Here is an 18,830-nt window from a genome sequence, read left to right on the forward strand (position 1 = left end):
TCGCCGGTGCGGGTGGGGGCGGGTGTGCGCCCCTCGGCATAGCGGGCCAGCGCCCAGGCCGCGCCGGCCGTATCGGCGATGCCCGCCCGCACCGTCAGGCCCAGATCGGCGCAATCGTCATGGACCTGGGCGAAGAGCGCCGCCTCTCCGCCGAAGAGATGGGCGCAGCCGGTCAGGTCGACCATCAGCGCCTCGGACCCTTCCTCAGCCACCCAGGGGCTGAAGCGACCGGCCCAGCGACGGAGGGCTGCGAGCGTCTGCGCCTCGCGCGCGGGATCGGCGGGGCGCGTCACGAGATCGGGGCAGAGCGTCAGCGCCTCGGCCAGCGGCTGGCCGCGGGTGAGGCCACGGGCGCTGGCGGCATGGGTCAGGGCGGTGAGGCGGCGCTGGTTGGCCGCCTCGCCCACCACGGCGAGCGGCACCTCGGCCAGCGCGGGTTCATGGCGCAGCAGGCGTTCGGCCGCGAGCCGCGGAAACCACAGCGACAGGATGCGCCGGTTGACCGGCCGGGCGGGGCGGGGTGCGTCGGGGGACATGATCCGGAGCGAGCAGCGTGTTCATGATTTGTTCCAAAGCTAGACCAGCCCTGCCGCAGAGTCGAGTCCCGCAGGCGGGGGTGGATCAGAGGAACAGGGACACGTTGTTGCGCAGGATGATTTCCAGCGCGTAGAGGCCGAGGATCACGATCAGTGGTGCGAGATCGAGGCCGCCCATCATCGGCAGGCGGCGGCGGATCGGGCCATAGACCGGTTCGAGCAACCGGTTCAGCCCGTCCCAGAGCTGGGCCACGAGCGGTTGGCGCGTGTTGAGGACGCCGAAATTGATCAGCCAGCTCATGATGATATGGGCGATGACGATGAAGAAGGCCACGTCGATCAGGAGCATGAGGATCTGGAAGATGGAGGTCATCGGCGCGGGTTTCCCTGGGACTGTCTGTGTCGGAGATAGTCGGGCCGGGGCGCGGCTGCAAGCCGGGGTGGGGGGCGCTGCCCCCGTCCCGTGCCGGGACTCCCCCGGAGTTTTTCGGCCAAGATGAAGGGGGAGGTCCTGTGGAGGAAGGCGGCGTCATGACGTGGCGGCGGGCTTGACCGCGCGCGTGTCGTGGGGTTTGGCGGGGGGATGTATCCCTTTTTGCGCCTTGCAACCGTCACGCTGTCCGAGCGCCGCAAACCGGCGCTGGGCCTGTTCGAGACCCATCATCTGTCCCTGCGCTGTCTGCCGGTCGATCTGGACGGGTTTCTCGAGATGAACAACGGGCGCATCCTGACGCTGTACGACATCGGGCGCTTCGCGCTGTCGATCCGGGTGGGGTTGTGGGATGTTCTGAAGCGCGAGCGCTGGGGGCTGGTCGTGGCCGGGTCCACGGTGCGGTACCGGGCGCGGATCACCGGGTTCCAGCGGTTCGAGATGCGGACGCGGCTTTTGGGTTGGGATGAGCGGTTTTTCTACATCGAGCAGGGCATGTGGCGTGGCGAGACCTGTTGCAACCACGCCCTGTTGCGCACCGGCGTGACGCAAAGGGGGCGGCTGGCCCCGGTGGCGGAGGTGGCGCGCGCCATGGGTGTGCCCGAGATCTCGCCCGCGCTGCCCGCATGGGTTGCGGCATGGGCGGAGGCGGATGGGCAGCGACCCTGGCCGCCGATGCAGGGACCGGCATCCGCCCCCTAGACACCCATGGACAAACCGGGGGGTGATGGCGGATGCTGCTGGCCATGAGCAGTGTCGTACCCGAACCCGCCGTCCTGACCCAAGATGCCCTGCGTGCCGCGCGGCGGCGCATCCATGGCTGGTGGGCCTTTGACTGGGCGAGCCAGCCCTATTTCACCCTTGGCCTGACCTTCATCTTCGGGCCCTATTTCGCCGCCGTCGCGACCGAGGCTTTCATGGCGCAGGGATTGGCGGAGCAGGTGGCGGATGCCCGCGCGCAGAGCCTGTGGTCGCTGGGCCAGACGGTGGCGGGCGTGATCATCGCGCTTTGCGCGCCGATCCTTGGTGCTTTTGCCGACAATACCGGGCGGCGGATGCCGTGGATCGTGCTGTTTTCGCTGTTCTACGTCTTGGGGGCGGCGGCGATGTGGTACACGCTGCCTGACGGGTCATTCCTGATCGGGGCCTTGATCGCCTTTGGCATCGGGTTGATCGGGGCGGAATTCACCACGATCTTCACCAATTCGATGCTGCCCGAATTGGGGGACGAGAGCGCCATCGGAACGCTGTCGGGCAACGGATTCGCCTGGGGCTACCTCGGCGGGGTCGTGGCTTTGTTCGTGATGCTGATCTTTTTCGCCGAGGGCGAGAGCGGGCGGACCTTTGTCGGCTTGGAGCCGGCGCTGGGGCTGGATCCGGAGGCCCGGGAGGGGACGCGGTTTGTCGGCCCCTTCATCGCGATCTGGTATGTCGTGTTCATGATCCCCTTTTTCCTGTGGGTGCGGGAGCCGCGCCGGGCGGCCACGCATGCCAGTTTCGGGGCGGCGCTGGGCGATTTGTGGGGGACGGTGAAGAGTTTGCCGGGGCGGGTGAGCCTGTTTGCCTATCTCGGATCCTCGATGTTCTACCGCGATGCGCTGAACGCGCTGTACGGGTTCGGAGGCACCTATGCGGTGCTGGTGCTGAACTGGTCGGTGACGCAGGTGGGGATTTTCGGGATCATCGGGGCCGTGACCTCGGCTCTGGCGACATGGCTGGGGGGCAAGGCGGACAGCGCGCTGGGACCCAAGCCCGTGATCGTGGGCGCGATCGTCACGCTGATCGCTGTCTGTGCGGTGATTTTGGGCATGTCGCGCGAGAGCCTGTGGGGCATCGCCTTGGCCGAGGGGTCGGGGGTGCCGGACGTGGTGTTCTACATCTGCGGCGCGATCATCGGAGGTGCCGGGGGCGTGCTGCAATCGGCGTCGCGGTCGATGATGTGCCGCCATGCGCCGCCGACGCGGCCGACCGAGGCCTTTGGGCTTTACGCGCTGTCGGGCAAGGCCACGGCGTTTCTGGGGCCTGCGCTGATCGGGCTGACGACATGGGCGACGGAAAGCGCACGGCTGGGGATGGCGCCGTTGATCGGGTTGTTCGTCGTGGGGTTGGTGTTGCTGGTCTGGGTCCGGCCGGAGGGGGAGAAGGCATGAGGATTTTGCCGGGTCTGGCGGTGGCCGCCGTGGCGTTGGTGGTCGGATGCATGCCTGTCCGCGACGAGGCGGGCGGTCTGCCGCCGCTTGACGCGACGGTGTCGGGGCAGGAGGCGCGGTTGTTGTTCGGGGCCGAGCGGGGCGCGAGCAGCGGCACGCCGGAGGTGATCGGCGGTTATTCGCGGGGCTGTCTGGCGGGGGCCGAGCGGCTGGCGGAGACGGGGCCGACATGGGCCGCGATGCGGCTGAGCCGGAACCGGAACTGGGGGCATCCCGAGTTGGTCGATTACGTGCAGGACCTGTCGGCGCGGGTGGCGGCGGAGACAGCGTGGCGCGGGCTATACGTCGGTGACATGTCGCAGCCGCGGGGCGGGCCGATGTTGTCGGGCCATGTGAGCCACCAGTCGGGGTTGGACGTGGATATCTGGATGCTGCCGCCCACGCGGTTCGATCTGTCGGCGGCGGAGCGCGAAAACCTGTCGTCGATTTCGACCCGCTCGGCGGGGGGCGCGCGGGTGGGCGAGAACTGGACGCAAGCGCATATGGAGGTGATGCGGCTTGCGGCCTCGGACCCGAGGGTGGCGCGGATTTTCGTCTTTCCCGGCGCCAAGGTCTGGATGTGCGACAATGCCACCGGCGACCGGTCGTGGCTGCGAAACATCCGGCCTGCGGCGGGCCATCATTACCATTTCCATGTGCGGTTGAGCTGTCCGGCCGGGTCGACCGGTTGCGTGAACCAAGACCCGCCGCCGCCCGGCGATGGGTGCGCCGAGGCGCGGGAATGGGCGGCGAACATCCTGAACCCGCCGCCGCCCGACCCCGATTACGAGCCGCCGCCGCCGCGCGGGCCGCTGACCTTGGGCGAATTGCCCCGGCAATGTGCGGCGCTCTTGGGGGGTTAGCGACCGGGGATCGTGCCGCGCTTGCCTGTGAGGGTCCAGCCGTCGATGACGGCGAGCGCCTCGTCGGCGGTTTCCACGAAGCGGAAGAGGCTGAGGTCGTCGCGCGAGATCGTGCCCGCCTCTGCCAGCGCGTCCCAATTCACGACATTGCGCCAGAAGTCCTGACCGAAGAGGAGGACGGGCACCTGTTCCATGCGGCCCGTCTGGATCAGGGTGAGGCTTTCGAACAATTCGTCCAGCGTGCCGAAGCCGCCGGGAAAGACGGCGATGGCCTTGGCGCGCAAAAGGAAGTGCATCTTGCGAATGCCGAAATAGTGGAAGTTGAAGCACAGTTCGGGCGTGACGTAGGCGTTGGGCACCTGTTCGTGGGGCAAGACGATGTTGAGGCCGATGGAGCAGCCCCCGGCCTCGGACGCGCCGCGATTGCCGGCCTCCATCACGCCGGGACCGCCGCCGGTGACGATGACATTCTCGGTGCAATCGGTGGCGACGGACCGTTCGGTGATCTTGCGGGCGAAGAGGCGGGCCTCTTCGTAGTAGCGGGACATGTCGCGCAGGCCCGCGCTGCGGGCCTTGTCGGCGGCCTCGGGGGCGGGGATGCGGGCGCCGCCGAAGAGCACCACGGTCGAGCGGATGCCGCGCGCGTCCAGCTCGAGCTCGGGTTTGAGGAGTTCGAGTTGCAGCCGGACCGGGCGCAATTCCTCGCGCAGCAGGAATTCGGGATCGGCGAAGGCCAGACGATAGGCCGGGGAGCGCGCCTGCGGTGTGTCGGGCGCGTGGCGGGTTGCGTCGATATCCTGGTTGGCGTGGCGGAACGGGCCTGTGCGCGGGTCGTCTTTCATGGTCCGGTCCTTTCACTCTGAACTGAAGAGCGACGTAGCGCGCCCGGGCGCGGATTGCCAGCGCGGGGCGTGGGAGCTATAGCCGCCCCGACGACCCATCCGACCCATTCCGCAGGAGAGAGAGCCGCCATGTCCAACGCCCAACTGGAAACCGCCATCGAGGCCGCCTGGGAGGCCCGCGACCAGATCACGCCCGCCACCAAGGGCGAGACGCGCGACGCGATCGAGGCGACGCTGAGCGCGCTGGATGCCGGACAGCTGCGCGTGGCCGAGCGGCAGGCGGATGGACGGTGGCATGTCAACCAGTGGGCCAAGAAGGCGGTGCTGCTGGGCTTTCGGCTGAAGGACATGGCGCAGCAATCGGGCGGGCCGCAGGGCGGCGGCTGGTGGGACAAGGTCGACAGCAAGTTCAAAGGCTGGGGCGATGCGGAATGGAAGGCGGCAGGGTTCCGCGCCGTGCCCAACTGCGTCGTACGCCGGTCGGCCTATATCGCGCCGGGCGTGGTGTTGATGCCGTCCTTCGTGAACCTTGGGGCCTATGTCGACAGTGGCACGATGGTGGACACATGGGCCACGGTCGGCAGCTGCGCGCAGATCGGCAAGAACGTCCACCTGTCGGGCGGTGTCGGCATCGGCGGTGTGCTGGAGCCTATGCAGGCGGGGCCGACGATCATCGAGGACAATTGCTTCATCGGGGCACGGTCCGAGGTGGTCGAGGGCGTGATCGTGCGCGAAGGCTCGGTTCTGGGCATGGGTGTGTTCATCGGCCAATCCACCAAGATCGTCGACCGGGAGACCGGCGAGGTCATGTATGGCGAAGTCCCCGCCGGATCGGTCGTCGTGGCCGGGTCGATGCCGTCGAAGAACGGTGTGAACCTTTATTGCGCTGTGATCGTGAAGCGGGTGGATGAAAAGACCCGTTCCAAGACCTCGATCAACGAGTTGCTGCGGGATTGAGGGTTGGGGCGCGCCGGGAGCGGCGTGCCGTGGTCAATTTTTTGGTGGGAACGGTGGTGCGCCTCAAGGCGCATCCTACGCACGGTCGGGTTGTCGGGCGTAGGGTGGGTGCAACCCACCACGACCCATCGGTGCGTTTTCGCGTGCGCGGGGTTGGTGGGCCGTTGGTGGGCAGATTGCCCACCCTACCGGAGACGCTCCAACACCCTGAGCGAGGCGTAGCCATCGGGCACCCAGCCTATGGAGGCTTGGAAGCGGCGGACCGAGTAGATGGTTTGCGGCCCGATGATCCCGTCCACGTTGAAGCGGTGGAACCCGGCGGTCGTAAGCCGTTGCTGCAATTCCTCGCGTTCGGCGCGGGTCAGCGCGCGATCCTCGCGCGGCCAGGAGCCGCGGAAGGGCGCGCCGCCCGTGATCCGGTCGGACAGGTGGCCCACGGCGATCACGTAGGCATCGGCGGGATTGTAGCGTTCGATGACGTGGAAATTGTCGAAGATCACCAGCGCGACGCCCCGATGCCCGGCGGGCAGGAGGATCGAGGCTTGGCCATGGTCGGGGATGCGCCCGCCATCGGGCAGGCGCACACCTTGCCCGTTCCAGAAGGAGGCGGGGCGTTTCACCCCCTCGCCAGTCAGGCTGTAATCGAAGCCCTCGGGCAGGCGCACCTCCATCCCCCAAGGCTGTCCGGTGGTCCAGCCGAAGTGGCGCAGGTAATTCGCGGTCGAGGCCAGCGCGTCCACGGGATCATCCGACCAGATGTTGCGCCGCCCGTCGCCGTCGAAATCGACCGCATGGTCGAGATAGGAGGTCGGCATGAACTGGGTATGGCCCATCGCGCCCGCCCATGAGCCGGTCATCTGCCGCGGCGCGACATCGCCCGCTTGCAGGATGCGCAGCGCGGCGATCAGTTGATCCTCGAAGAAATCCCGGCGGCGGCCGTCATAGGCCAGCGTTGCCATGGCGGCGATGATGTCGGTGTCGCCGCGCATCGCGCCATAGGCGGATTCGAGGCCCCAGATCGCCACCACAACCTCGGCCTCCACCCCGTAGCGGCGTTCGATCCGGGCGAGCGTGTCGCGGTGGCGGTCAAGCGCGCTGCGGCCGTTGGCGACGCGGGTGTCGGAGACCGCGCTGTCGAGATAATCCCAAAGCGCGCGCGAGAATTCGGCCTGATTGCGGTCGCGGTCGAGGACGCGAGATTGGACCGAGACGCCGGAAAAGGCGCGGTCGAGCGTCGCCTGAGCGATCCCGGCAGCGCGGGCGCGTGACTGAAACCCCTGCATCCATTGGGAAAAATCGGTGTCGGATGCGGCGGCTGGCGTGGCGGCCGCGGTCGTGTCCGGTGTGCTGCGGGCAAGGGTGGGCGTGCCGCGCAGTTGCGGCCGGATCGAGCGGGGGACGGCCAAGGGCGTGGCCTGCGTCGACAGCGTGACCAGTTGCGGCAGGGTCGGTGCGCCGGGTGTCGGGCGCATTTCGGGCCGGAGCGATGTGGCGGGCGGCAGGGCCGCGGCCAGCGTCGGCAGGGCGAGGCCAAGGGCACCGGCAAGAAGGGCAAGGCGGGATCGGCGCATGGTTTTTCTGGTGTCCGATGATGCTCGATTTGGACGAAGTATAGCTCAAAAGCCGCAGGCTCACAGCCCGGCCTAAGCCATGAACGTGACCATGAGCTTAAGATCGCCGGTTCGCTTTTGACAGCGGACTAGCTTGCGGAGCGGCGGCTGGGCGTCTTCTTGCGCAGGCTTGCGCGTTTTTTCGCGGCTTGGCCTGCCTTGCGGCGGGGGCCTTGGCCGGGCTTGCCACGGCGGCGGGTGGGGGTGTGTTTGCCGTCGATCTCGATCAATTCGAGGACGAGGCCGCCGGTGACGGGCACGGCCTCGGCCAGTTTGACGGTGACGCGGTCGCCTATGCCGATGGTCAGGCCGGTTTCCGAGCCCATCAGGGTCTGGCTGTCGGCGTCATGGTGGAAATATTCGTTGCCCAAGGACCGGATCGGCAGGAGGCCGTCGGCCCCGGTCTCGTCCAGCTTCACGAAAGCGCCGAAGCGCGCGACGCCCGAGATGCGGCCGGTGAAGGTGGAGCCGATGCGGTCGGAGAGAAAAGCCGCGAGATAGCGGTCGGCGGTGTCGCGTTCGGCGGCCATGGAGCGGCGTTCGGTGTCGGAGATGTGCTTTGCGGTGGCTTCGAGCTCTTCGACCTCCTCGAGGCTGAGGCCATCCTTGCCCCAGCCATGGGCCGCGATCAGGGCGCGGTGCACGATCAGGTCGGAATAGCGCCGGATCGGCGAGGTGAAATGCGCGTAGGATTTCAGGGCGAGGCCGAAATGGCCGAAATTCTGGGGAAAGTAATAGGCCTGCTGCATGGCGCGGAGCGTGGTGATGTTGATGAGCTCGTCGAAATCGGAGCCTTCGGCCTGCGCCAGAAGGCGGTTGAGCTGGCTGGTCTGGAGCACCTGGCCCTTGGCGAGCGAGAAGCCGGAGGCGGCCGCGACCTCGCGCAGCGCCTCGAGTTTCTCGGGGGCGGGTTCCTCGTGGACGCGGAAGAGAAGGGGCTGGCGTTTCGCGATCAGTTCCTCGGCGGCGGCGACATTGGCCAGAACCATGAATTCCTCGATCAGCCGGTGGGCATCGAGACGGTCCTTGAAGGCGACGGAGGTGACCTCCCCCTCGTCGCTCAGTTCGATCCGGCGTTCGGGCAGGTCGAGGTCGAGCGGTTGGCGGCGCTGGCGGGCCGCGACAAGCGCCTCGTAAGCGGCATAGAGGGGGGTGATGACGGCGTCGGCCAGCGGCGCGGTCTTGGCGTCGGGATTGCCGTCGCGGGCGGCCTGAACCTGCTGGTATTCGAGGGAGGCGATTGAGCGCATCATGCCGCGCACGAAGCGGTGCGAGATCTTGGTGCCATCGGCGCTGATGACCATGCGCACGGCAAGGCAGGCGCGCGGCACGCCTTCGTGGAGCGAGCACAGATCGCCCGAAAGACGGTCGGGCAGCATGGGCACGACACGGTCGGGGAAATAGGTGGAATTGCCGCGTTTGCGGGCCTCGCGATCCAGCGCGGAGCCGGGGCGGACGTAATGGGCGACATCGGCGATGGCGACCCAGATGACATGGCCGCCGGGGTTTTTCGGATCGTCGTCGGGATGGGCGAGGCAGGCATCGTCGCGGTCACGGGCATCGGCGGGGTCGATGGTGACGAGGGGCATGTCGCGCAGATCGGTCCGTCCGTCGAGACCGGCGGGTTTGGCGGCATCGGCTTCGGCGATGGCGGCATCGGGGAAAGCGTCGGGAATGGCGTGTTCTGCGATGGCGATCAGGCTGACGGCGCGCGGCGCGCCGGGATCGCCCAGACGGGTGACGATGCGCGCGCGCGGGTTTCCCATGCGGGCCTTTGGGCCGATCTGTTCGGCCTCGACCAGTTCGCCGTCGCGCGCGCCATGGGTGTCACCGGGGCGCACGGTCCAGTCGCGGTCCGAGCCCTTGGAGATCGGCAGGATGCGCCCACCCTCGGCCCCCTTGCGGAAGATGCCAAGGACGCGCTGCGGATTGGTGCCGATCTTGCGGATCAGGCGGGCGACATAGTGGTGATCCTCGCCCTCGGTTTCCTGCAGACGGGCGAGGATGCGGTCGCCCTGCCCCAGTGCGGGATCGGTGGCGCGGGCGAGAAAGAGGATTTTCGGCTCTGGCCCGTCGCCCTGCCATTCGAGCGGGCGGGCAAAGACATCGCCCAGATCGTCGGGGGCCGTGACCTGAAGCACGGCAACGGGGGGCAGCTTGTCCGGGTCGCGGTAGGTCTTGCCCTTTTTCTCGACGAGGCCCTCGGCCTCCAGATCCTTGAGGATGCGCTTGAGGTCGATGCGGTCGGCACCCTTGATGCCGAAAGCCTTGGCGATGTCGCGCTTGGACGTCGCATGGGGGTTTTCGGCGATCCATGTGCGGATCTGGTCTTTGGTGGGGATCATGGCCATGGGATTGGCCTAGCATGGCCCGTCGAAGGCGTCATGGGGGAATTGGGGGGCGTCGTGACGGTGACCCGTGCGGGAGCCTCCCCTCTCAGCGGCAAAGCCGCTTGTCGGGCAATGGGCGGGAGTTTTTTGGCCAAGATGAAGGGGGGCGCGCGTTAACCTTGATGAGGGGTTAACGCTGTGGGGCGAAGTATTCGGTGAGCATGCGCGTGTAGATGCGTTTGAGGTCGTGGATATCCTGGGTCCAGACGCGTTCGTCGACCTCGTGCATGCGGTGGCCGACGAGGCCGAATTCCACGACCGGGCAATGATCCTTGACGAAGCGGGCATCGGACGTGCCGCCCGTGGTCGAGAGCACGGGGGATTGGTTGGTTTCCTGCCCGATGGCGCGGCGCACGAGATCGGACAGCGGGCCCGGAGGGGTCAGGAAGGCCTCGCCCGAGATCTGGGTTTCCATGTCGATCTTGGTGCCCGTCGCCTCGGTCACGGCCTGCGCCTCGGCGCGGAGCCAGTCGGTGAGCGTCTGGCCCGTGTGCAGCTCGTTGAAGCGGATGTTCACCGTCATGCGGGTGCGCGCGGGGATGACGTTGGAGGCCGCGTTGCCGGTGTCGATCGTGGTGACCGAGATGGTCGAGGCGTCGAAATGATCGGTGCCCTCGTCAAGCTGGTGGGTCGAGAGCCGGTGCGCCAGCAGCGCCACGGCGGGCATCGGGTTCAGCGCCTTGTGGAGATAGGCGGAGTGACCCTGTTTTCCCGTCACAGTGAAGCGCGCGGTCATGGAGCCGCGGCGGCCGATCTTGACCATGTCGCCGATGTGTTCGACCGAGGTGGGCTCGCCCACGATGCAGATGTCCATCGCCTCGCCATTGGCCTGCATCCAGTCGAGGATCGCGATGGTGCCGTCGCGGCCCGGCCCCTCTTCGTCGCCGGTGATGGTGAGCACGATCGCGCCATCGGGGGGTGTTGCGGCGACAAAGTCGATGGCGGCGGCGGCAAAGGCCGCGACGCCTGATTTCATGTCGGTCGCACCCCGCCCGTAGAGCCAGCCGTCTTCTTCATGGGCGGAGAAGGGCGGATGGGTCCAGGCGGCCTCGTCGCCCACGGGGACGACATCGGTATGGCCGTTGAAGCCGAAGCTTTTCGCCGCCCCCTTGGCCCCCCAGCGGGCGAAGAGATTGGGGGTATCGCCCCGGTCGACGCGGCTGCAGCTGAAACCGGCCTGTTCCAGAAGATCCTGAAGTAGCTGGAGCGCGCCGCCTTCCTCGGGGGTGACCGAGGGGCAGCGGACGAGATCGGCGGTCAGGCGGGCGGGGTCGAGGGGCATGGGGCAGGCTCCGTCCGGGATGTGTCCGGGGTTTTTCCTTGGGTAACGCTGTGGCGGCGAAGGCACAATGGGGCGCGCTGCGATCCGGGCCGGTCATCAATGCGTTACGATGGAGGCCCGCGGATGGTATCGTTCTTGCAAAGAAAACAATGCCGGGGCAGGCAGCGGCACAAGCCGCATCGATGCAGGACCGACGGGACGTGGGCCTAACGGGGCACGCGGCCTTCAGCTTTGCATCACCATGGTCGAGCACCCGGCACCTCGAGAGGTGGGCAAGGGTCATGGCCGTCGGTCAGGAATTAACCATAAATTCCAATGCATCCGCGATGCAGATGGCGGAGACGATCTTCGGCCCGGGCGTCACCGTGCAGAGCGCGAGCTATTCCGGCGACCGGGTGTCTTCGGGCATCTACTCCAACGGCGACAGCATCACGCCCGGTGTCACGCCGTCGGACAGCGGGGTCATCCTGACGACCGGACGGGTGCAGAATTTCACCCAAGGGTCGGGCGACCCGAACCGCAGCGCCAGCACGTCCTACAATTCGTCGGGGCAGAACGACAATGCGCAGTTCAACGCATTGGTCGGAGGCCGGACCTACGACGCGGCGATCCTGACGACGAATTTCATTCCCACAACCGATATGCTGACGATCCAGTTCGTCTTCGCCTCGGAGGAATACCCGGAATTCTCGGGGTCGATCTACAACGACGCGGTGGGCGTCTGGATCAACGGGCAGGTCGTGACCTCGCCCGTGGTGAACATCGCGCAGATCAATTCGATCAACCAAAGCGAGAACGAGACGCTTTTCGTCAACAACACCGGGGATGCGTACAACACCGAGATGGACGGGTTCACCGTGACGCTGTCGCTGTTGATCCCGGTGAACATCGGGGTGTTGAACACGCTGACCATCGGCATCGCGGATGTGGCGGATTCAGGCTATGACAGCGCCGTCCTGATCGCGGCGAACTCGGTTCAGGGGGAGTTCATCGCCCAAGACGACACGATCACCCTGAACGAGTTGCAGGTCGCGCAGATCGACGTTCTGGCCAATGACGGGAACGGCGTCGGGGTCGCGGTCATCACCCATATCAACGGGATCGCGGTGGGCGTGGGCGATACGGTGACCCTGTCGAACGGGCACCAGATCACGCTGATGGCGGACGGCACGTTGCAGATCGTGCCGCCGGGCAGCTACGTCAACCTGAGCGGGCCGGTCACGGCGAATTTCAGCTACACGGCGCAATCGGCGTCGGGGATCACGGACACGGCCTTTGTTTCGGTCACGACGGTGCCCTGTTTCACGCCGGGCACGCGGATCCGGACGGATCGCGGAGAGGTTCCGGTGGAGACGCTCAAGCCGGGCGATCTGGTCAAGACGCGCGATCACGGGTTCCAGCCGGTCCGCTGGATCGGCGAGCGCCGGGTCGCCGCGGAGGGCGCATATGCGCCCGTGGCGATCGAGGCGGGCGTTTTCGGACATCACCGGCGGCTGGTCGTGTCGCAGCAGCACCGGATCTTGCTGACGCATTGGATGGCGGAACTCCTGTTCGGGGAGGACGAGGTTCTGGTGGCGGCGCGCGACCTTGTGAACGGATGCTCGGTGCGGCTCTTGGACGGCGGAGAGGTGACTTATGTGCATCTGCTGTTCGATCAGCACGAGATCGTCTGGTCGGAGGGGTTGCTGACCGAAAGCTTCCTGCCCGGGCCGACGGTGATGTCGGGGATGGAGGCGGCGTGCCGTGCCGAGGTGCTGGAGCTGTTCCCCGGGATCGATGCGGCGACCCACGAGGGTTACGGACCGGCGGCGCGGGCGGCGTTGCGGGGCTATGAGGGGCAGATGCTGCGGGGCGTTGCCGTCGCATGATCCGCGTTCCCGCCCCCTTGCACGGTGTTTGCGCGCGCGGTGAAGAAAGCGGCCCCGCCGAACGCTGGGCTGCGATCTGGGATGCGGGCGTTGCCGTCTTGCTGGATGCGCGGGCGACGATGGACAATCCGGGGGCGGAGATGACGCTCTGCCTCGAATTCACGGTGCCGCCGGTGTCCGTGCCGGGACCGGTGCGCCTGTGGCAGGGGCGGGCCGAGACGCGCCGGGCGGTTGCGCTCTACCGGTTGCCGGACGGGGCGTTCCGGCTGGTGCATGGCGAGATCGACGTGGTGACGATGCCCGACCTCGGGCGGCCGGGCGAGACCCTGTCGCTGCGCTATCGGACCTGTGCGCGGGGGCGGGGCGACGTGGTGGATATCGTGAACCACGACCGGCCGCAGAGGCACAGGGCGCGGGCCGGGCTGGCGGTGGCCGCGCGGCTGGACGAGATGCTGCCGCGCGACGAACGTTTTCTCCAGGTCTGTCAGGTTGCGGCGATCGCGGGCTTCGGCCTGCCGCCCACCGATCTGCCGGGCATGTCGGGGCAGGCCGTGGTGATGACCACCGAGGGGCCGCGCACCGTCGAGAGCCTGCGTGTGGGGCAGGTTCTGGTGACGGCGGCGGGCGCGCGGATGCCATTGCGCTGGACCGAGCGGCGGCCGCGCCTTTGCCTTGGCCGGATGGCGCCGGTGCAGTTGCGCGCGCCCTATTTCGGGCTGGCGCGCGATATCTGGGTGACGCCGGAAACGCGGGTCGTGCGATCCGGTCCGGCCGTGGAATACAATTTCGGCACGGAACAGGTTCTGGTGCGGGCTGGTGACATGACCGCGAGTACCGGGGCGCGGCGCGACCGGCGGCAGGCGCTGCGCCATGTGCATCACCTGATGCTCGACGATCATGCCTGCGTGACGGTGGACCGCTGCGGGATCGAGACGGCGCTGTTGGCCGACGTGGTCGCGGCGGGCGATGCGAAACTGGCTGGGAAGTTGGCCGAGGTGGACCGGACGCCCTGCCTGCCGGTTCTGGACCGGGCGGGCGCGCAGGCGCTGATCGGGGTCAAGGGGCGGCGTGTGCTGGGCTGAGGCCCGGGCATTTGCCCCGGACCGGGCGGATCAATCGTAGAACGCGGTCATCTGCGCCACGATCACGGCGTTTTCGGCCATGGCGCGGTCCATCAGGGCGATTTCCTCGGCTTCGATCTCGTCGCCTGCCTCGGTCCGTTCGGCGCGGGTGCCGTGGCCGGTGACATCGAGGGGGGCGAGATCGGCCTGTTTCAGCACGGCCACGGTTTCGCGCACGGCCTCGGCCTCGTCCACGCCGGCGGCGTAACACAGGAGCGCCGCGCCCGTGGCCTTGTCGGGCAGGCCGTCGCCTGCCTTGCGGCCGACCTCGACGACGAGGGTATAGACATCGCGGGTGCGGGGCGTGGGGGTGTCTGCGCTCATGGCGCTTTCCCTCGCGCGGCGGCGGCGGGCTGTCAAGCTTGTGTTGACCGGGCGGGCGAGGCGCGAAACACTTGACCCTGTCAAAATATCAGGGGCCATCCATGATCCGCCGTTTCGCCGCCCGCGCGGGCGATGTGCTGTTTCGGCCCGGCGCGGAATGTCCGGGTTTTCTGATCCTCGACAAGGGGACGATCCGAGTGACGCTGACGGCCGCGAACGGGCGGGAGGTGGTGCTTTACCGGGTGACGGCGGGAAGCGTCTGTTTGCAGACCTTCACCTGTCTGGTGGGCGGCGCGCGCTACAGCGCCGAGGGCGTGGTTGAGGCGGATGTGGAGGGCGAGTTGGTGCCCGGCGATCAGTTTCGCGCGCGGTTGGCGCAGGACGATGCCTTTCGCGCGCTGATCTTTGACGGGGTGGCGGCGCGGTTCGGGGAATACCAGCGGCTGGTCGAGGAGGTTGCGCTGACCGGGTTCGATGCGCGGCTGGCCCGTGTGCTGTTGCGGCTGGCCGATGGGTCGGGGTTCGTCGCCGCAACCCATGCGGCGCTGGCGGCTGAAACGGCATCGGGCCGCGCCTTTGTCAGCCGACGTCTTGCCGAGATGGCGCGCGGGGGCGGCGTGGCGCAAGAAAAGGGCGGCGTCCGCGTTTTGGACCGCGCCGCGCTGGAACGGATTGCCGCAGATATCCGGTGACAAGGTCACCGTCGATCGTGGCGGGTCGTGGTAGGATCAGGTCATCGCAACAGGAAAGGAGGCATGTCATGCCCCGCAACGAAGGCACCATCGACCGCGCCATCCGCATCATCGCGGGCCTTGTGCTGATCTCGCTCGTGTTCATCGGACCCCAGACCGTCTGGGGCTGGATCGGCGTTGTGCCGCTGATCACCGGGCTTGTCGGTTATTGCCCCGCCTACCGCCTGCTCGGGATCAACACCTGCGCCATGAAGTCCTGAGCCGGGCCGGGGCCCTGCCCGCCGCATCGTTCGGGCGGCGGGTGGGGCCGTTTACCCCGCGCCGCGGGGGACGAAGGGCGCATCCGCGCCCCAAAGCTGTTCGACACGTTCATCCCGTCCGCAGGCATCGCGGTAGAGCCCATAGGCCACGGATTTGCGGCGCGGACCGAAGCGGGTGAGGATCACGTCGCCCGACAGGTAATAATCCTGATGATAGGCCTCGGCCGGGTAGAAGGGCGCGGCATTGCGGACCGGCGTCACGACCTGTTGGCCCAGATCGCGGGAGGCGCGCGCCAGCGCGGCCTCCGCGGTGCGGCGGTCTTGCGCGGTTTCGACGAAGATGGCCGAGGCGTAATTCGCGCCCCGGTCGCAGAATTGCCCGCCTGCGTCGAGCGGGTCGATCGAGCGCAGGAACAGGTGGAGAAGCTGGTCATAGGGCAGGATCGTGGCGTCATAGGTGATCTGCACCACCTCCAGATGGCCGGTGCCGCCTGCCACGACCTGATCGTAGCTCGGATCGGGAACGGTGCCGCCGGCAAAACCCGACACGACTTCGACCACGCCGGGGACGCGTTCGAAATCGGCCTCCACGCACCAGAAACAACCGCCCGCGACGACCGCCGTGCGCAGATCCTGGGCATGGGCGCGGCCCGACTGCATCGCCAGCGCGGCGAGAAGGGCGGCCGACAGGGCCAAAGCCTTGGCCGAGGTTTTGAGAGGAATGCGGGACATGGCATCTCCTTTCCGAGCGAATGAGCCAAGGATAGCGGGTGGGCCTCGGGCGCAACGCAAGCTTGCGTGAGCTCACGCAGGCGTGACCCCTTGCGCCCGGCGCGGGCCCGCGCCCTTATGCCGGGCAAAAGGGGAGGGATCGGATGAAGATCGCGATGTGGTCGGGGCCGCGCAACCTGTCGACGGCGATGATGTATGCCTTTGCCGCGCGGGGCGATTGCGCGGTCTGGGATGAGCCGTTTTACGCGCCCTATCTGGCCGCGACAGGCGCCGATCATCCGATGGCCGCCGAGATCATGGCGGCGCATGAGATCGATCCTGCCCGCGTGGCGGCGGCCTGTGCCGGGCCGGTGCCGGGTGGGTTGGCGCATTGGTACATGAAGCACATGCCCCACCACATGGTGGCGGGTTTCCCGCTGGACTGGGCGGAGGCCTGCGTGAATGTCCATCTGATCCGCCATCCGGCCCGCGTCATCGCGAGCTATGCCGAAAAGCGGGGGGAGATGAGCCTGGAGGATATCGGCTTTCCCCAGCAGATGGCGCTGTGGGAACAACTGCCGGGGCCGGTGATCGACAGCGGCGATATCCGGGCTGATCCGGGCGGTGCGCTGGGGCGGCTGTGTGCCGAGATCGGGCTTTCGTTCAGTGACAGGATGCTGGGCTGGCCGGAAGGGCCGCGGGACTATGACGGCGTCTGGGCCGCGCATTGGTACAATGCCGTGCATCGTTCGACCGGCTTTGCCGGGGCGGAGGGGCCGTTGCCCGAGGTGCCGGAGGGGCGGCGCGCGCTTCTGGAGGCGGCGCTGCCGATCTACGAGGCGATGAAGGCGCGGGCCTTGCTGCCCGGCTGACGGTACGTCACCGAACCGTCGCTTGCAGAGCGCCGCGCGATTGGAGAGACTGCGCCATGGAACAGCGAAGCATTTCCCCTTTCCCGACTTGGGCCGATGTGGCCAGCGATCTTGTCGCCACCGCAGCGGGCCGCGCCCCTGCCGATCTGGTGCTGCGCGGGGGCCGCGTCGTGCTGGTGCAAACGCGTGAGGTGATGGAAGGCTGGCAGGTCGCCGTGCGCCATGGCCGCTTTGCCTATGTCGGCCCGGATGCAACGCATTGCATCGGGCCCCGGACCGAAGTGGTCGATCTGGACGGGCGCTACCTGATCCCCGGTTTGTGCGACGGCCACATGCATATCGAAAGCGGGATGCTGACGCCGGCCGAGTTCGCCCGTGCGGTCATCCCGCATGGCACGACCTCCATGTTTACCGACCCCCATGAAATCGCCAATGTCTTCGGCTTGAGGGGCGTGCGGTTGATGCATGACGAGGCGCTGATGCAGCCCGTGAACATCTGGACCCAGATGCCGAGTTGCGCGCCATCGGCCCCCGGTCTTGAAACCACGGGCTACGAGATCGGGCCCGAGGATGTGGCGGAAGCCATGACATGGCCCGGCATCGTGGGCTTGGGCGAGATGATGAATTTTCCCGGCGTGGTGGCGGGCAGCCAGCAGATGCTGGCCGAGATCGCCGAGACGCAGAAGGCGGGCAAGACCGTGGGCGGGCATTACGCCTCCCCCGATCTGGGGCCGGCGTTCCATGCCTACGTGGCGGGTGGTCCAGCCGATGACCACGAAGGCACCTGCGAGGCGGATGCGGTGGCCCGGATGCGGCAGGGCATGCGGTCGATGATCCGGCTGGGATCGGCATGGTATGACATCGAAAGCCAGATCACGGCGATCACCGAAAAGGGGCTTGATCCGCGCAACATGATCTTGTGCACCGATGATTGTCATTCGGGCACGCTGGTCCACGAGGGGCACATGAACCGCGCGGTGCGCCATGCCATCGCCTGTGGTTGCGACCCGCTGGTGGCGTTGCAGATGGCCACGATCAACACCGCCAGCCATTTCGGACTGGAACGGGAGATCGGCCAGATCGCGCCGGGGCGGCGGGCCGATATGATCGTGACCTCGGATCTTGCGACGCTTCCTGTAGAAGAAGTTTACGCGCGGGGGATCAAGGTCGCTGAGAACGGCGTTTGCCTTGCCGAATGTCCGCATCTGGATTGGCCTGCCGATACGCGGGGGTCGGTCCATCTGGGCCGGTCGCTTGTCGCGCGGGATTTCGAGATTGCCGCCCCCGAGGGGGCAGGCGAGGTGCGGGTGCGCGTGATCGGGGTGGTGGAAAACCAGGCCCCGACCGAGGCGCTGGAGGCCGTGCTGCCCGTGGCGGGCGGCCTGATCGAAGGGCAGGGCGGCGTCGCCCAGATCGCGTTGGTGGAACGGCATCGCGGCACGGGGCAGGTGGTGAACGGCTTCGTGTCCGGCTTCGGTTACGGGCCGGGGATGGCCATGGCCTCGACCGTGGCGCATGACAGCCACCACATGATCGTCGTGGGCACCGACCGCGCGATGATGGCGGCGGCGGCCAACCGGCTGGCCGAGGTGGGCGGTGGTGTCACCGTCTGGAAAGACGGGACCGAGCGCGCGCTGGTGGAATTGCCCATCGCGGGCCTGATGTCGGACAGCCCGGCAGCCGAGGTGGCGGCAAAGGCGCAAGCGATGGTTGCGGCCATGGCGGAGTGCGGCTGCACGCTCAACAACGCCTATATGCAGCATTCGCTGCTTGCGCTGGTCGTCATCCCCGCCTTGCGGATTTCCGACCTTGGGTTGGTGGATGTGACGCGCTTTGCCCTGACCGATCTTGTGGTCGGACAGAACGCTTGAGATGACAGGAAA

18 protein-coding genes are annotated in these 18,830 nt (G+C 67.4%); 10 read left to right on the forward strand and 8 right to left on the reverse strand.

From position 1 onward, the window contains the following. On the reverse strand, positions 1–536 hold a 536-nt coding region (locus QQK63_RS16620; RefSeq protein WP_284283250.1), incomplete at its 3' end, for a Y-family DNA polymerase. An 85-nt stretch (positions 537–621) separates the two neighbouring features. Further along, complete coding sequence (locus QQK63_RS16625; protein WP_277825031.1) at positions 622–909, reverse strand: YggT family protein; 288 nt, start codon at positions 907–909, stop codon at positions 622–624. A gap of 210 nt (positions 910–1,119) precedes the next feature. Here QQK63_RS16625 and QQK63_RS16630 point away from each other — a divergent pair, with 210 nt between their 5' ends. Genes QQK63_RS16630 through mepA form a run of 3 tightly spaced genes read left to right on the forward strand, consistent with a single transcriptional unit; the run spans position 1,120 to position 4,018 of the window. Next, positions 1,120–1,668, forward strand: coding sequence for an acyl-CoA thioesterase (locus QQK63_RS16630; RefSeq protein ID WP_277825029.1), 549 nt, complete (start codon positions 1,120–1,122; stop codon positions 1,666–1,668). Between the two features lie 44 nt (positions 1,669–1,712). Next, on the forward strand, positions 1,713–3,116 hold the full coding sequence (locus tag QQK63_RS16635; protein ID WP_277825027.1) for an MFS transporter: 1,404 nt from the start codon (positions 1,713–1,715) through the stop codon (positions 3,114–3,116). Beyond that, positions 3,113–4,018, forward strand: coding sequence for a penicillin-insensitive murein endopeptidase (mepA, locus tag QQK63_RS16640; protein WP_277825025.1), 906 nt, complete (start codon positions 3,113–3,115; stop codon positions 4,016–4,018). The genes QQK63_RS16635 and mepA overlap by 4 nt, the downstream gene beginning before the upstream one ends. On the opposite strand, the gene QQK63_RS16645 is transcribed toward mepA, so the two are convergent. After that, positions 4,015–4,860: an LOG family protein gene (locus QQK63_RS16645; protein WP_277825023.1), complete on the reverse strand. Its 846-nt coding sequence runs from the start codon at positions 4,858–4,860 to the stop codon at positions 4,015–4,017. The two genes, mepA and QQK63_RS16645, sit on opposite strands and share 4 nt — an antisense overlap. 129 nt (positions 4,861–4,989) lie before the next feature. Between QQK63_RS16645 and dapD the strand changes: the two genes are divergently transcribed. Beyond that, on the forward strand, positions 4,990–5,817 hold the full coding sequence (dapD, locus tag QQK63_RS16650; protein WP_277825021.1) for a 2,3,4,5-tetrahydropyridine-2,6-dicarboxylate N-succinyltransferase: 828 nt from the start codon (positions 4,990–4,992) through the stop codon (positions 5,815–5,817). Positions 5,818–6,002: 185 nt separating this feature from the next. Here dapD and QQK63_RS16655 read toward each other — a convergent pair whose 3' ends face one another. From QQK63_RS16655 to dapE, 3 genes are all read right to left on the reverse strand, one after another. Beyond that, entirely contained in the window at positions 6,003–7,388 is a 1,386-nt protein-coding gene (locus QQK63_RS16655) for a lytic murein transglycosylase (RefSeq protein ID WP_277825019.1), read from the reverse strand. A gap of 128 nt (positions 7,389–7,516) precedes the next feature. Beyond that, the gene (gene rnr, locus QQK63_RS16660) at positions 7,517–9,778 is read right to left on the reverse strand and encodes a ribonuclease R (protein WP_277825017.1); all 2,262 of its coding nucleotides are present in this window, start codon (positions 9,776–9,778) and stop codon (positions 7,517–7,519) included. A 169-nt stretch (positions 9,779–9,947) separates the two neighbouring features. Further along, positions 9,948–11,099, reverse strand: a complete 1,152-nt coding sequence (gene dapE, locus QQK63_RS16665; protein WP_277825015.1) for a succinyl-diaminopimelate desuccinylase — start codon at positions 11,097–11,099, stop codon at positions 9,948–9,950. Positions 11,100–11,380: 281 nt separating this feature from the next. Between dapE and QQK63_RS16670 the strand changes: the two genes are divergently transcribed. Beyond that, on the forward strand, positions 11,381–12,967 hold the full coding sequence (locus QQK63_RS16670; RefSeq protein WP_488803516.1) for a Hint domain-containing protein: 1,587 nt from the start codon (positions 11,381–11,383) through the stop codon (positions 12,965–12,967). Further along, positions 12,964–14,049 (forward strand): Hint domain-containing protein, encoded by a 1,086-nt coding sequence (locus QQK63_RS16675; protein ID WP_277825011.1) that lies wholly within the window; start codon positions 12,964–12,966, stop codon positions 14,047–14,049. The genes QQK63_RS16670 and QQK63_RS16675 overlap by 4 nt, the downstream gene beginning before the upstream one ends. Before the next feature lie 30 nt (positions 14,050–14,079). Here QQK63_RS16675 and QQK63_RS16680 read toward each other — a convergent pair whose 3' ends face one another. Beyond that, positions 14,080–14,412, reverse strand: a complete 333-nt coding sequence (locus QQK63_RS16680; RefSeq protein ID WP_277825009.1) for a DUF8846 family protein — start codon at positions 14,410–14,412, stop codon at positions 14,080–14,082. Between the two features lie 101 nt (positions 14,413–14,513). Here QQK63_RS16680 and QQK63_RS16685 point away from each other — a divergent pair, with 101 nt between their 5' ends. Both QQK63_RS16685 and QQK63_RS16690 read left to right on the forward strand, forming a co-directional pair. Further along, positions 14,514–15,104, forward strand: a complete 591-nt coding sequence (locus tag QQK63_RS16685) for a Crp/Fnr family transcriptional regulator (RefSeq protein WP_277825007.1) — start codon at positions 14,514–14,516, stop codon at positions 15,102–15,104. 68 nt (positions 15,105–15,172) lie between these two features. Beyond that, the gene (locus QQK63_RS16690; RefSeq protein WP_277825005.1) at positions 15,173–15,364 is read left to right on the forward strand and encodes a YgaP family membrane protein; all 192 of its coding nucleotides are present in this window, start codon (positions 15,173–15,175) and stop codon (positions 15,362–15,364) included. A 51-nt stretch (positions 15,365–15,415) separates the two neighbouring features. Here the strand turns inward: QQK63_RS16690 and msrA are convergent, their stop codons facing one another. Beyond that, positions 15,416–16,096, reverse strand: a complete 681-nt coding sequence (msrA, locus tag QQK63_RS16695) for a peptide-methionine (S)-S-oxide reductase MsrA (RefSeq protein WP_277825003.1) — start codon at positions 16,094–16,096, stop codon at positions 15,416–15,418. A gap of 143 nt (positions 16,097–16,239) precedes the next feature. Between msrA and QQK63_RS16700 the strand changes: the two genes are divergently transcribed. Together QQK63_RS16700 and ade are read left to right on the forward strand one after the other, a co-directional pair. Continuing rightward, entirely contained in the window at positions 16,240–16,947 is a 708-nt protein-coding gene (locus QQK63_RS16700; RefSeq protein ID WP_277825001.1) for a sulfotransferase-like domain-containing protein, read from the forward strand. A gap of 56 nt (positions 16,948–17,003) precedes the next feature. Continuing rightward, positions 17,004–18,818 (forward strand): adenine deaminase, encoded by a 1,815-nt coding sequence (gene ade / locus QQK63_RS16705; RefSeq protein ID WP_277824999.1) that lies wholly within the window; start codon positions 17,004–17,006, stop codon positions 18,816–18,818. Positions 18,819–18,830: the final 12 nt, after the last annotated feature.

Origin of the sequence: Roseicyclus marinus, from assembly GCF_030163795.1 — a bacterium.
Taxonomy (GTDB): domain Bacteria; phylum Pseudomonadota; class Alphaproteobacteria; order Rhodobacterales; family Rhodobacteraceae; genus Roseicyclus; species Roseicyclus marinus.